We start from the raw sequence: 12,446 nt of genomic DNA on the forward strand, positions 1-12,446 counted from the left end.
AGAGTAAGGAAACGTTTTCACTCAGAACTCAAGGAGAGGTAGAAAATGAACAAATATGTCTTGGCTGTTGACATTGGAGCCTCAAGTGGACGGCTGATGCTCGGTTCCATACAGAAGGGAAAACTCGTGTTAGAAGAACTGCACCGCTTTTCAAACAGCATTGTCAAAAAAGGACAATATTATTGTTGGGATTTACATAAACTGTTTGTCGAAATAAAGCAAGGAATAAAAAAATGCCAGGACCTTCAAGTGAGGCCAGAAAGTATCGGTATTGATACATGGGCAGTAGATTTTGTGCTCCTTGATGAAAACGGAAATTTGTTGACTGAGGCCGTTTCTTATAGGGATGACAGAACAGATGGTGTTATGGAGGAAGTTTTTCAGCAGATCATCAAGGAAAGAATTTACTTAGAAACAGGAATTCAATTTCAAAAATTCAATACCATCTACCAGCTTTGCGCATTAAAGAAAACAAATCCAGAAAGCCTTGATAAAGCTGACAAGTTTTTAATGATACCTGATTACTTTCACTATTTGCTGACAGGAAAAGCAGTCAATGAATATACAAATGCAACATCAACACAGCTTGTTAATGCATTTACGAAAAAATGGGATAAGCAGCTGCTTGATGCGGTTTCCATTAAGCCAGATATGTTTCAGGATATAAAGATGCCTGGCACTATATTAGGAGAGGTTAAAAAGGAGCTTGCTGAGGAATTCGGGTTTAACTTAAAAGTAGTAATACCTGCAACACATGATACTGCTTCAGCTGTTATTTCTGTACCAGAGCATGATGAAACGATTTACATCAGCTCTGGAACATGGTCACTTATCGGTGTTGAAAATAAATTTCCTATATGTGTAACAAAAGCATTAGATTACAACTTCACGAATGAAGGTGGCATTGATTACCGCTTCCGATTTCTGAAGAACATTATGGGATTATGGATGATTCAGGAAGTGCGGCGAAACTACGATAATGAACACTCGTTTGCAGAGTTTGTCGAGCTTGCAAAAGCAGCAAAAAACTTTCAATCCATTGTCAATGTGAATGATGACCGCTTCTTAAATCCAGACAATATGATCATTGCCATTCAGAATTATTGTGCAGAAACTAATCAGGAAATTCCAGTAACTCCAGGTGAAGTTGCCAAATGCGTTTATGACAGTTTAGTTGCATGCTATGTTGCCGCTATTAAAGAAATTGAAGAGATTTTTGAAAAGCAATTTACGAAGATTAATATAATCGGCGGAGGTTGCCAAAATGAACTGCTGAACCAGCTGATTGCAGATGCAACAAAAAAGCAAGTATTTGCCGGACCTGTTGAAGCAACAGCCATTGGGAATATCGTTTCCCAACTGATTGCCTTAGGTGAAATAAAGGATGTTCATGAAGCCAGAAAATTAATTAAGCATTCTTTTCTTGTGAAAGGATACGAAGCAGCACAACCAATATGAGGAGGCTAAAAAATGTCTGTAAAAGAAAGCTTTGAAGCAGCAAAAAAACAATATGAGCAATGGGGAGTGGACGTCGAGACAGCTATACAAAAACTGCAGCAAATACCAATTTCGATTCATTGCTGGCAGGGTGATGACATTGGCGGATTTGAGGCAAACCCGAGTGAATTATCAGGTGGGATTGATGTTACCGGTAATTATCCTGGTAAAGCAACAACGCCAGAGCAGCTGCGCAGTGATTTGGAAATGGCGTTATCTCTTATCCCTGGCAAGCATAGAGTCAATCTTCACGCGATTTATGCTGAGACAAACGGTGAGGTAGTCGAAAGGGATGAAATTGAGCCAAAGCATTTTAAAAATTGGGTAGCTTGGGCAAAGCAGCATGGCTTAGGTTTGGATTTTAATCCGACATTATTTTCCCATGCTAAGGCTGAGGATGGGCTGACCCTTTCTCATCCGGACGAAAGTATTCGCGAGTTTTGGATTAAGCATTGCATTAAAAGCAGAAAAATCGCCGAATACTTTGGCAAAGAACTTGGTACACCGGCATTAACGAATATATGGATTCCTGATGGCTATAAAGACATTCCATCAGACAGACTCACACCGCGAATTCGTTTAAAGGAGTCGCTTGATAAAATTTATGCAGAACAAACAGATGAGCGCTATAATCTAGATGCCGTGGAAAGCAAAGTATTTGGGATTGGTTCGGAATCATATGTTGTCGGCTCCCATGAATTTTATTTAGGATACAGCCTAAAGAACAATAAGCTCTGCTTAATGGATACAGGACATTATCATCCAACAGAGACTGTGTCAAACAAAATATCCTCGATGCTGCTGTTTTCCGATAAATTGGCTCTTCATGTGTCTAGACCAGTAAGATGGGATAGTGATCATGTGGTTATTCTTGATGATGAATTAAAAGAAATTGGCCTGGAAATCGTTCGCAATGATGCAACAGACAAAGTGCTAATCGGTCTTGATTTCTTTGATGCAAGCATCAATCGTGTTGCCGCTTGGACAATTGGTACAAGAAATATGATAAAAGCTCTATTACATGCACTGTTAATGCCTAATGCAAAATTAAAACAGCTTCAAGAGGAAGGTAATTTTACCGAAAGATTAGCATTAATGGAGGAATTTAAAACATATCCATTTGGCGCTGTCTGGGATTATTATTGTGAGCAAATGGATGTTCCTGTAAGAGAAACATGGCTGGAACATGTAAAAACCTATGAACAGGACGTATTATTAAAGCGCTAATTAAGTGCCTTTCCCTTTAAGGGGGAGGCATAAAGAAAAAAACAAAATGAAAACCTTTACATAACGGGAGGGTAATAAAATGATTCGCAAAGGTTTTATCATGAATGTTCATGAAGATAAGCATGATGAATACGAAAAGCGTCATAATGAAATTTGGCCAGAGCTCCTAGATGCTCTACGTGAACATGGAGCTAGCAATTATTCGATTTTCCTTGATACAGACGCAAACAAATTATTTGGCTATGTTGAAATAACGGATGAAGACAAATGGAGCAAGCTGTCCACAACAGCAATAAACCAAAAATGGTGGGAATTTATGGAGCCATTAATGGAAACAAACCCAGACAACAGTCCTGTCACTATTTCACTAAAAGAAGTTTTTCATATGGATTGACCAATAAATAGTCGCTGAGTTTTAAAAGGAGAGAGAGAAAATGACAAAGACGAAAAAATTTGCGGCAAAAAATGTAACAGGCTGGAAAGCCACGATTGCGGTCGCGATGGCTAACTATATCGAAGCAGGCTCCATCATCGCAGCAGCGAGCAGCTTAACATTATGGCAGGCATACTTAAATATTGACAGTATGGGTGTTGGACTTTTAAGTGCATTGAGTGCAAACGCGTTTGGTGCTGCAATTGGTGCATTAATTGGCGGGCCATTAACAGATAAATTCGGACGAAAGTTCATCTTCAGCTATGATTTGCTTGTTTATATGATTGGTGTTGCCCTTATAGCAGCTTCTGTCAATTTCCCGATGCTGCTGATTGGTACGATTATTACCGGTTTGGCAGTTGGTGCAGGCGTTCCTGTATCCTGGACATATATTGCAGAGGAATCACCAGAGGACAAACGGGCAGCACATGTTGGCACCGCTCAAATGGCGTGGTCGATCGGTCCGACCTTAACGTTTGTATTAGCTGTAGTACTTGCACCAATGGGCTTAGCCGGTTCAAGAATTATATTCCTTCATTTGCTGGTTATTGCCTTTGTTACTTGGTATATACGCCGAGGCTTAGATGAGTCCAAAATTTGGGAAGAACAGCAGGAAAAGGAGAAAGCAGAAGCGTTACAAGGCAAAGCAAAAACAAATGTTTTGAAAGAGCTGTTTACATTAAAAGCAAATCGCAGTGCGTTAGTTTTATTGATTGGAATTTATTTATTCTGGAATTTAACAGCAGGCGCAATGGGCTATTTCATGCCATATATTTATGAAAATGTCGGCGGCCTTAGCACAGGGCAAGCGAACTTACTGCAAGCATTTCTGTGGCTGTTTACTGTATTAACTACGTATTTCCTCTTTATGAAGCTTGGAGATAAAGTCAGCAGAAAGGCATTATTTGGCATTGGAGCAGGTATGGGACTTGTTGCGTGGCTTATCCTTACCTTCATGCCAATGACATGGCCGACACTCATCGCCTTTGTCATCCTGTGGGGAGCAGCAGCGGGTATTGGTGCACAAGCATTTTACGCATTATGGACAAGTGAGCTTTTCCCGACAAAATATCGTGCCAGCGCACAAGGCTTAATGTACTTTATCGTCAGAACTGGGATTGCTGTCTGGTCATTTATATTACCATTATTAATGGATACATTAGGATTTACGGTTGCTGGAATTGTTATGATTATTTTCCTTGCGATTCATATGGTAATTGGTATTATTCTTGCACCAAATACACGAGGAAAAACACTGCAGCAAATTGAAGAAGAGCGTTACGGTAAAGATTTGGATCATAATTCTGTTCATAAAACGGTTTAATTAGGTGGATTGGTGCAAAAGTTTCTAACTGATGCACCTTTTTTGTACTTTGTACTTTGCAGCAACTCAAAATCTATGTTTTATATGAAAACCTACCCAATTATGATATAGTAAAAATACAAAATCACAGGTAAATCCAACTAAACAAAAGTCGGTTGTTGAAAGTGAGGGAGATTTTAGTTGCTTGTTGCAGAGAGACGACGAAAAATCGTCGAATTAGTTAATGAAAGATTAAGTATTCGAGTGTCGGAATTAAGTGATATTTTTTCCGTAACAGAAGAAACAATCAGAAGAGATTTAGAAAAGCTGGAACAGGATCAGCTTTTAAGCAGGAGTCATGGTGGTGCTGTCAGCATCGAAAAAGAAGCAACAGACGTCCCGTTTATGGTAAGAGAAATTACAAATTCCGATGAGAAAAAAGAGATTGCAGCTGAAGCGGTCAAATGGATTGAACCAGGTGAGCAAATTGTTTTGGATGGCAGCACAACAGCGTGGTATATGGCTCAAGAATTGCCTGACATGCCGTTGACAGTGATCACAAATTCAATCAAGGTGGCGTTAGAGCTCAGCAAAAAGGAACAAATTAAAGTAATCTCCACTGGCGGAATGCTTCTTGCTAATTCGTTATCCTATGTTGGGCCATTATCTGAACGCTCTTTAGACAGCTACTATGTCAACAAATTATTTCTGTCATGTAAGGGTGTCCATCTTTCCGGGTTAAGTGATTCCAATGAGTGGCAAGCAATCTTGAAAAAGAAAATGATGGACATTGCCTCACAAGTTATACTGCTTGCTGATTCAAGTAAATTTGGTGTTAAGACATTTGCTCATATTTCGGAATTGACAAGAATTCATCACGTGATTTCCGATTCCAATATTCCGGCTGAATTCCAAAAAGAACTTCAGGAGAAAGCAATTCCTGTTACTAGCGTAAAAATCTAGAAACCTCAAATATTGTGGTTTCTTTTTTATGGACATAAAATGTTCAAAAACAAAAGAGTGAATGTTTGTTTTCTTTTGTTTGTTGTTGACTTGTGTTTGGTATCGACTTATGATGAAGGTGTAAACAACAACTACGAAAACAATAAGATTGATGAAAAGCTTAATAGAATAGGAGAGTGTCAGCATGCCTACAAAACTTCAAAGGAAGAGTGTAGAAGAGGCCCCTTTTCTCAAGGAAATGCGCAATATAGCCTATAATATGTGGAGAATGGGGTGGGATGAAAGAAATGGCGGTAATATAAGTTATTTGCTGCAAGAAGGGGAGGTAAGTGCCTATGTGGATGTGGAGAAGGTAATTCGGTCTATTCCCATTAAGACACCTGCAAAAGAGCTCGAAGGTAAGCTTTTTATTGTAACTGGCTCTGGCAAGTATTTTAGAAATGCCAAAAAAGATCCTCGAAACACCTTTGGAATTATTAAAGTTGGCAGAAATGGTGAGAGTATTGATTTACTGTGGGGACTTGAGGATGGCTCTTTACCGACAAGTGAGCTTCCCGCCCATTTTCAAAGTCATATGGAAAGACTGAAGCTCGACGGAAATCATCGTGTGATTATGCATAACCATGCGACGAATTTGCTTGCGATGACCTTTTTGCATGAATTGGATGAAGCAAAGTTTACAAAAACCTTGTGGCAGATGTGTACAGAATGTATTGTTGTGTTCCCTGATGGAATCGGGATATTACCATGGATGATTCCGGGAACAGAAGAAATCGGCCAAAAAACAGCCGAAAAAATGCAGGAGAACCGGCTTGTTCTTTGGCCGCATCATGGCATCTTCGGTGCAGGCTCAACGCTTGACGAAGCATTCGGTTTAATTGAAACGGCAGAAAAGGCAGCGCAAATTTATACAATTATTGGCGATCCATCAAGGATAAAACAAACCATTACGGACAAGGAGCTAGCTGATTTGGCTAAAGCATTTCACGTTCATCCCCGTAAAGGCATAATAAATAGCTAATTATTAAAAGTAATATTCAGCTTGAGTAACTTTGTGAAATATTGAACAATAACAGGAGGTTATTTAAATGTCTTCACATGTTTTATATGTTCCAAGCACTAATTTAATAGGAAGAGGCTGCTTACAGCAAGCAGGTCCATATTTAAAACAGCTTCAATTTACGAAAGCTCTGCTTGTAACAGACAAGGTTTTAATGAGGAATGGGATTGTCGAAAAGGTGGCAAAGCTGTTAGAGAAAAATGATATCGAATATATGGTGTACGATGAAGTAAAACCAAACCCGACTGTAGCTAATTGTTTGAACGGCCTACAGGTATTTCGTGAAAACAACTGTGATTCGATTGTGTCTGTTGGCGGCGGTTCACCGCAAGATGCGGCAAAAGCAATCGGACTTCTGGCTACAAATGACGGTGATTTGAAGTCATTCGAAGGAGTCGGAAAAACACTTTATCCATCAGTCCCAATCGCAGCTATTAATACAACAGCAGGAACATCAAGCGAATATACGATTAATTATGTTATTACAGATGAAGAAAGACAAGTCAAAATGGTGATGGTTGATAAGAATAGCCTTGCAGCCATATCGATTAATGATCCAGAGCTGATGACAGCTAAACCGAAAGACCTGACAGCAGCAACTGGAATGGATGCCTTGACACATGCAATAGAAGCAATTGTAACTCCAGGAGCGTACAAGGTGACAGATGCTGCTGCATTGGCGGCAGTCGAAATTATTTTTGAATATTTACCACTTGCCACCCAAGATGGAGAGAATATAGAAGCGCGAGAACAGATGGTTTTTGCGATGTTTCTTGCAGGCTTGGCTTTCAATAATGCTGGTCTTGGCTTTGTGCATGCAATGGCCCACCAGCTTGGCGGAGTGTATGATTTACCGCATGGCGTTTGTAATGCGATGCTGCTGCCAATTGTGGAGAGAGAAAATGCACAGCGAGATCCAAGTAAATTCCCTCGGATTGCTAAGGCAATTGGCATGAACACAGAAGGAAAAACAGCGATTGCTTGTGCAGAGCGCGTAATTGAAGCAATCAAGCAGCTAAGCAGCATTGTCGGAATTCCGTCCAATTTGTCAGAGCTTGGTGTCACCGATGTTGATGTGGAGAAACTCGCCCAATTTGCCCTTGTTGACGCATGTGCGGCCGGAAATCCTTTTCAGCCGACAAAAGAAGAAGTTATTGCCATGTATCAGGAAATCTTATAAAGAAAAAACTGACTCAAGAGGTCGCTGTATAGGACCAATTTGAGTCAGTTTTGGTATTTGTCCATGTAGTTAAGTCGATTTCCTCCGCCTTTTAATAAATGGATAAACAAGCAGCCTCCAAACGATATAACCACAAAGCCCTCCGATTGTATTGAGGATCACATCATCCACATCACATGCTCCAACTTTACTCACAAGCTGCAGCAGTTCAACAAATATGGATAAAAGCAAGGAACAGACGAAGCTATATTTCCATTGACGTGCTCTCTGAAACAGGAGCGGAAGGAAAAAACCAAGAGGAACAAAAGCAAGGATGTTACCAAACAGATTATTCGTCATCATCGCTAAATGAAAAGGCCCGAGTCCCCTAATGTCCAATAATATACTCGCAAACGGGATGAAATTATAGGAAATCTCGCCTTTAACAGCATGTCTGTAGCTTGAAAAGAATAAAAGATAGAACAAAATGAGTAGATAGACAGTAAAAAGAAGGTACCCTGCCCATGTGGAAAAACGTCGAATCATAGTAATCTCCTTAGTTATAAAACAACCAAAATGTTAGCTGTATTTTCCGAACATTATATAAAAAATAACAGAAATTGTACATGAATTCGCTAAAAATACGGTTAAACCTATTGCTGGATTGTTTTATTCTTGATATAGTTACTTAGGTAACTAATTTTTGTATCTATTATTTAATGTTAGGAGCATGCCCGTCTTATGAATGATGTTCATGAATTATTTCACTCTGTTCACCAGCTTGCCAGACAAATGACAAAGGCATTGAACGATGCACTGCAACCGTTCGATATATACAGTTCGCAATGGACCGTTTTGTTTTTACTTAAAACAAAAGGCTCGATGACTCAAAAGGAAATTTCCGATTATTTAGCGATTGAAGCACCGCCAATAACAAGGACGGTCCAAAAATTGGTAGCAAACGGATATGTTAGACAAGTGAAAGGAATGGACAAACGAACAAAAAGGATTGAGCTGACGGAAAAGGCCCTGGAGAAATACCCAGAATGGGAAAAAGCAGTATTGCAAATGAACCAGGAGCTGATTCAGCCATTAACCTCTGCTTCTAAAGAACAATTATTATTATTGATTTCTGATTGGAATCAGCAATTAACAATTAGGGGGAAGGAATTTGAGTAAGGAAGCACTTTGGACGAAAAGCTTTATTAATATTTGGGTTAGTAACTTTTTTTTATTTTTGACGTTTTATTTTTTGATGGTTTCCCTGCCCGTTTATGCCATTCATGAACTGCACGGAAAGCAGTCAAGCGCAGGACTTATTACGACAATGTTCTTGCTGACAGCAATTGTAGTTAGGCCATTTGCCGGAAAGCTAATGCAAAAGTACGGCAAGAAAACATTGCTCGTCCTGTCATTGGCGATATTCTTTATTGTGGCGCTATTTTATTTTTTACCACACTCTGTTGGGAGCTTGTTGATTGTTCGCGCCTTTCATGGAATAGGATTCGGGATGGCAACAACTGCAACAGGAACGATAGTCGCAGATATTATTCCGAACTCCAGAAGAGGGGAAGGAATGGGTTACTACTCGATGTCAATGAATCTTGCGATGGTCGCGGGGCCATTTCTTGGATTGATGGCTATAAACTCTTGGGGATCTAATACCCTCTTTTTAATGGCAGTAATTTTTGCTGTTATGGCGATTTTTACTGGATTATTTATTAAGCTGCCAAAAACAGAACATACACCTTCTGCACAAGTGGAAGAGAAAAAGACTGCTAAGCTTGGCGGCATTCTTGAGCCATCTGCCATTCCAATCAGCATTGTTGCGGCACTTTTTGGGATTGTCTATTCATCGATTCTTTCCTTCGTATCTGTATATGCAGACGGGAAAGGCCTGCAGAGCGTTTCAGGGTATTTCTTTGTCGTGTATGCGGTAGTCATGCTGATGGGAAGACCATTTGCTGGTCGTTGGTTTGACCGATTTGGAGCAAATGTCATCATTTACCCTTGCATTCTGCTGTTTGCTATCGGGATGTTGACATTAAGCAATGTTAACACAGCATTTTTCTTCTTATTTGCAGCAGCATTAATTGGCTTAGGCTATGGAACGCTTTTCCCAAGCTTCCAGACAATCGCCATTCAAAAGGCTGCACCTGAAAAACGCGGCTTGGCAACAGCAACCTTCCTGTCATTATTCGACAGCGGTATCGGAATTGGGTCCTTTTTGGTTGGATTTGTCGGAGATATGATCGGCTTCGGTCCGTTATATTTCTACAGCAGCTTCTATATTCTGCTTGCACTTGTCGTTTATTACTTCCTGCACGGCAAAGCAGCAAGAAAATCTAAGTTAATCAACGAAATGCCAAAAGCGAGCTAAAGTAGATAAGAAAAGCTTGAAAGGAATGACACCTTTCAAGCTTTTTTTTGTATAAAGTTGCAGAGATAACCTTTTGTTCCATTTCGCTCTAACAAAGGCGAGTACCTGATATTTAGTACGAAACAGATAGCTTGCAAGTCCCCCGGATAAAGTCCATTTGCTTACTAGCAAGATTAAATTCAGCTAGTTAAAATTTTATTATTTTGAATATTGACAAATATGTGAACGGTGATTATCCTTATGGTATAACAAATGTTAAGGCCTGTAACAAATGTGATATTACTAATCCGACGTTATCAATGTGACATATGTGACGGTCTTACTAACACTGTCAAATGAAAGCGCTATTATACAAGAGAGGAGCAAGTAGGTAGATTCCAAAGGGGAATAGGAGAGATGATATGCAGCTAGCTTTTATACTTTGTCTGATTCTTATTGTTCAGTATCTTTTATCATTGTATCAAATTAAGCAATATAAACTTAAAATCGATAAAATTGTTAGCGGTTACAAAGGCGAGGAAGGCTATTTTATGTTCTCAGGAATGACAAGGGGAAAGCTCAAACACGGAGCAATTGCTGTTTTAGTTGTCGATAGCAATTATATTATCCATGAGTGTCACTTGTTAAAGGGTATGTCTGTTTTCACTAAATTTAAGCCAATTGAGAAGTATAAAGGCAGACATGTCGGGGAAATTGTCAGCAACATTAACGATGAGATTCCCTTAAAAGGCAAAAGCAAGCTGCCTTCCAACAGCAAGGCATTATTACAAGCTAGTGAAAATGCCTTACTAACAATAGCAAAGAAAAAAGTGTCTTTGGGAATTTAAAAAGGGGGGCAAATAAATGGAATGGATTAAATGGTTAGGTGAGCATTTTATCGGCATGTTCCAGGCTGGCGGAGAAACATTCATGGGCTTAGTTACTGGGATTGTTCCGACACTTGTCGTGTTATTAACGTTTACGTATGCGATGATGAAATTCGTCGGAGAAGAAAGAGTCACAAGAATTATTCAATTTGCTGCAAAATATACTATCCTTCGTTATACATTGATGCCAATTCTGTCACTGCTGATGTTAACAAACCCCATGGCATACACTTTCGGTCGTTTTTTACCTGAAAAACAAAAACCTGCTTTTTATGATTCAGCAGTATCCTTTGTTCATCCGGTCACAGGCTTGTTTCCTTATGCGAACGCTGGTGAGTTGTTTGTCTATTTAGGAATTGCCAACGGAATACAAGAATTAGGATTACCCATTGCAGATCTTGCGGTCCGTTACTTTATTGTCGGTATTGTTGTTATTTTAATTCGTGGTATTGTAACAGAAATTATTACGAAGTATTTAGCAAAAAAAGATGGCACGGACTTAGTATAGGAAGGGGAGAATCAGATGAGTTATCGTGGTGTTTTCGTAGCAAAAGGCTCAGGAGGCTGGGGTGTTGGTCTTTATGTGGAACCAAACTCCAAAAAGAATAAAGTCGTATCCATAACAGGAGGAGGAATCCATCCAGTTGCCGCCAGAATAGCGGAATTAACTGGCGCTGAAGCGGTAGATGGATTTAAAGGCTCTTATCCTGAAGAGGAAATGGTATGTGTTGTTATTGATTGCGGCGGTACAGCTCGAATCGGTGTTTACCCGATGAAGCGCATATTAACAGTCGACGTACTTCCATCATCTCCATCAGGTCCCCTTTCAAAATATATTACCGATGATATCTTTGTATCAGGTGTAACACCAAAAGACATTTCACTATCAGAAAGCTTCACTCAACCTGCGAGTGCTCAAGAGGCTGCAGAAGAACCAAAATTTGATCCAACAAATAAGCAGAAATTTAAAGATGACTATGCCGAGCTGAAAAAAGAGGTAGCAAGCCAGCAAAAAGACAATATTTTGCTGCGATTCTCGAAAGGAATTGGCAATGTCACAGGAACATTTTATCAGGCTGGCCGTGACACGATGGATATCCTTTTGAAAAATATTCTGCCATTTATGGCCTTTGTAAGTATGCTAATGGGGATTATTAACTATACAGGCGTTGGAGATTGGATTGCTCAAGCACTGACTCCCCTTGCAGGTTCATTAGGCGGGCTGCTTGTTATTGCCGTTGTCTGTACATTGCCGTTCCTATCCCCAGTATTAGGGCCAGGTGCAGTTATTGCCCAGGTTATCGGGGTATTAATCGGCTCCCAAATTGCATTAGGAAATATTCCTCCCCAATTTGCGTTACCTGCCTTGTTTGCGATAAACGGGCAAGTAGGCTGTGATTTTATTCCGGTAGGCCTATCTCTTGGAGAGGCTAAGCCAGAAACGGTGCGTTACGGCGTTCCTGCGATTCTTTACAGCCGTTTAATCACAGGTGTTGTATCTGTTATCATCGCCTATTTTGCGAGTTTTGGGATGTATTCATAAGCACATAAACAAAAG

The 12,446-nt window shown here is 39.9% G+C and carries 13 protein-coding genes; 12 read left to right on the forward strand and 1 reads right to left on the reverse strand.

All coding sequences use genetic code 11. The features are described from left to right. Window positions 1-45: 45 nt before the first annotated feature. The 7 genes from rhaB to CEQ21_RS22025 all read left to right on the forward strand — a co-directional run bounded on the left by rhaB (window position 46) and on the right by CEQ21_RS22025 (window position 7,663). On the forward strand, window positions 46-1,458 hold the full coding sequence (gene rhaB / locus CEQ21_RS21995) for a rhamnulokinase (protein WP_185766359.1): 1,413 nt from the start codon (window positions 46-48) through the stop codon (window positions 1,456-1,458). 12 nt (window positions 1,459-1,470) lie between these two features. After that, entirely contained in the window at window positions 1,471-2,724 is a 1,254-nt protein-coding gene (gene rhaA / locus CEQ21_RS22000; RefSeq protein WP_185766360.1) for an L-rhamnose isomerase, read from the forward strand. A gap of 79 nt (window positions 2,725-2,803) precedes the next feature. Beyond that, entirely contained in the window at window positions 2,804-3,118 is a 315-nt protein-coding gene (gene rhaM, locus CEQ21_RS22005; RefSeq protein ID WP_185766361.1) for an L-rhamnose mutarotase, read from the forward strand. A gap of 40 nt (window positions 3,119-3,158) precedes the next feature. Further along, window positions 3,159-4,481: an MFS transporter gene (locus CEQ21_RS22010; RefSeq protein WP_185766362.1), complete on the forward strand. Its 1,323-nt coding sequence runs from the start codon at window positions 3,159-3,161 to the stop codon at window positions 4,479-4,481. Between the two features lie 180 nt (window positions 4,482-4,661). Continuing rightward, complete coding sequence (locus CEQ21_RS22015; protein WP_185766363.1) at window positions 4,662-5,423, forward strand: DeoR/GlpR family DNA-binding transcription regulator; 762 nt, start codon at window positions 4,662-4,664, stop codon at window positions 5,421-5,423. A 184-nt stretch (window positions 5,424-5,607) separates the two neighbouring features. Continuing rightward, entirely contained in the window at window positions 5,608-6,444 is an 837-nt protein-coding gene (gene rhaD, locus CEQ21_RS22020; protein WP_185766364.1) for a rhamnulose-1-phosphate aldolase, read from the forward strand. 67 nt (window positions 6,445-6,511) lie between these two features. Next, entirely contained in the window at window positions 6,512-7,663 is a 1,152-nt protein-coding gene (locus tag CEQ21_RS22025) for an iron-containing alcohol dehydrogenase (RefSeq protein ID WP_185766365.1), read from the forward strand. A 69-nt stretch (window positions 7,664-7,732) separates the two neighbouring features. On the opposite strand, the gene CEQ21_RS22030 is transcribed toward CEQ21_RS22025, so the two are convergent. Beyond that, entirely contained in the window at window positions 7,733-8,188 is a 456-nt protein-coding gene (locus tag CEQ21_RS22030) for a VanZ family protein (RefSeq protein ID WP_185766366.1), read from the reverse strand. Window positions 8,189-8,383: 195 nt separating this feature from the next. Between CEQ21_RS22030 and CEQ21_RS22035 the strand changes: the two genes are divergently transcribed. The 5 genes from CEQ21_RS22035 (at window position 8,384) to CEQ21_RS22055 (ending at window position 12,431) form a co-directional block, all read left to right on the forward strand. Continuing rightward, the gene (locus tag CEQ21_RS22035) at window positions 8,384-8,821 is read left to right on the forward strand and encodes a MarR family winged helix-turn-helix transcriptional regulator (RefSeq protein ID WP_185766367.1); all 438 of its coding nucleotides are present in this window, start codon (window positions 8,384-8,386) and stop codon (window positions 8,819-8,821) included. Further along, window positions 8,814-10,022: an MFS transporter gene (locus CEQ21_RS22040; RefSeq protein WP_185766368.1), complete on the forward strand. Its 1,209-nt coding sequence runs from the start codon at window positions 8,814-8,816 to the stop codon at window positions 10,020-10,022. The genes CEQ21_RS22035 and CEQ21_RS22040 overlap by 8 nt, the downstream gene beginning before the upstream one ends. Window positions 10,023-10,423: 401 nt before the next feature. Next, complete coding sequence (locus CEQ21_RS22045) at window positions 10,424-10,849, forward strand: transcriptional regulator GutM (RefSeq protein WP_185766369.1); 426 nt, start codon at window positions 10,424-10,426, stop codon at window positions 10,847-10,849. A 16-nt stretch (window positions 10,850-10,865) separates the two neighbouring features. Next, window positions 10,866-11,396 carry a PTS glucitol/sorbitol transporter subunit IIC gene (locus CEQ21_RS22050; RefSeq protein ID WP_144455671.1) on the forward strand — a complete coding sequence of 177 codons (531 nt, stop codon included), beginning with the start codon at window positions 10,866-10,868 and terminating at the stop codon, window positions 11,394-11,396. A 15-nt stretch (window positions 11,397-11,411) separates the two neighbouring features. After that, on the forward strand, window positions 11,412-12,431 hold the full coding sequence (locus tag CEQ21_RS22055; RefSeq protein WP_185766370.1) for a PTS glucitol/sorbitol transporter subunit IIB: 1,020 nt from the start codon (window positions 11,412-11,414) through the stop codon (window positions 12,429-12,431). The last annotated feature ends 15 nt before the right edge of the window (window positions 12,432-12,446 follow it).

This window comes from Niallia circulans (assembly GCF_007273535.1).
GTDB classification, from domain to species: Bacteria; Bacillota; Bacilli; order Bacillales; family Cytobacillaceae; genus Niallia; species Niallia circulans_B.